At 64.6% G+C, this 1,062-nt stretch carries 2 protein-coding genes; both read left to right on the forward strand.

Features of this window, described 5'->3' with window-relative positions; translation table 11 throughout:
• On the forward strand, nucleotides 1–392 hold a 392-nt coding region (locus TX78_RS04230; protein ID WP_044493978.1), incomplete at its 5' end, for a hypothetical protein.
• 85 nt (nucleotides 393–477) lie between these two features.
• Nucleotides 478–1,062: copper resistance CopC family protein (locus TX78_RS04235; protein ID WP_081652555.1), on the forward strand; the 585-nt coding region annotated here is incomplete at its 3' end.

Here is a 1,062-nt window from a genome sequence, read left to right on the forward strand (position 1 = left end):
TGCATGGGCTCTTCGAGCTGCTCTCCGCCCCAGCGGCGATGCCACTGAGTGTTGTCGACGGCGCCCACGCTCATCACCAGCAGAGCGGGCTCGGGGTCACTCCGGGCCCTGCTCACACGCATCTTTCCGCGGCAGAACCCGGGATGGCGGCAGCGCACGTCGTTGCTGCTGCTGGGACATATCTGGTGCTTCGTCGCGGTGAAGTAATCCTGCACGCCCTCATCGGGCTGCTGAGCCTGCAGCCTGTCCGGCTGCTCCTAGAGATTCCAGCGGCGGTGCCTGTGGCGCCGCTGACTGCTTCAGCTGGGTGGCAGCTGTGGCAACCGCTGAGCCTCTGGCTCGGCCAAGGACCCCGCACCCTCCGTGGTCCGCCACTCCTGGTCAGTTCATAACCACACTGCGACAGCCTCTCCTCGTGGTGCCTGCAAGGTGCCCAGCTGCCGCTGATTGACGATGACCAGTGAATAAAGGACCTACATGATGAACACTCTTATAAACGTGCCCGCCGTACCTGCAGAATCCAACTCGGCACGGGCTGTGCGTATCACCGCTGCAGCCGGTATTGCCGCCTTGGCGCTGAGTGCTGCCTGGGCCGCGCCCGCCTGGGCGCACGACAGCCTGATCAGCTCTACTCCCGAGGCTTCAGAGGTGCTTGAGACCAGCCCTGAAGAGGTGGTGCTGGAGTTCTCCGGGGCCGGGCTTACCACCGGTGAAGGGATCACCAATGACATCTGGGTGCTGGATGACGACGGCGAGAACTGGGCCACCGAGGACCCCGCCGTGGTGGAGGGCAGTGTCATGAGTACCGAGCTTCGTGAAGAGCTGCCTAACGGCGAGTATGAGATTCGCTATCGGGCGGTGTACGCGGATGGCCATGACGAGGAGCTCACCTTCACCTTCGAGGTAGATGCACCCGAAGAGGAGTCAGCCCCCGAATCCCCAACCGATGCATCAGGGGCGGCAGCGAGCCCCGACGTCGATGAAGTCACCGGCCCACAGGCGGGACCGGCCGAGTCGGGGGAGCCCTCGCCGGCGGAGACAGCAGAGGATAACCCGGCAGCC

The sequence above is a fragment of the Nesterenkonia massiliensis genome (genome assembly GCF_000455245.1).
Classification (GTDB): Bacteria; Actinomycetota; Actinomycetes; order Actinomycetales; family Micrococcaceae; genus Nesterenkonia; species Nesterenkonia rhizosphaerae.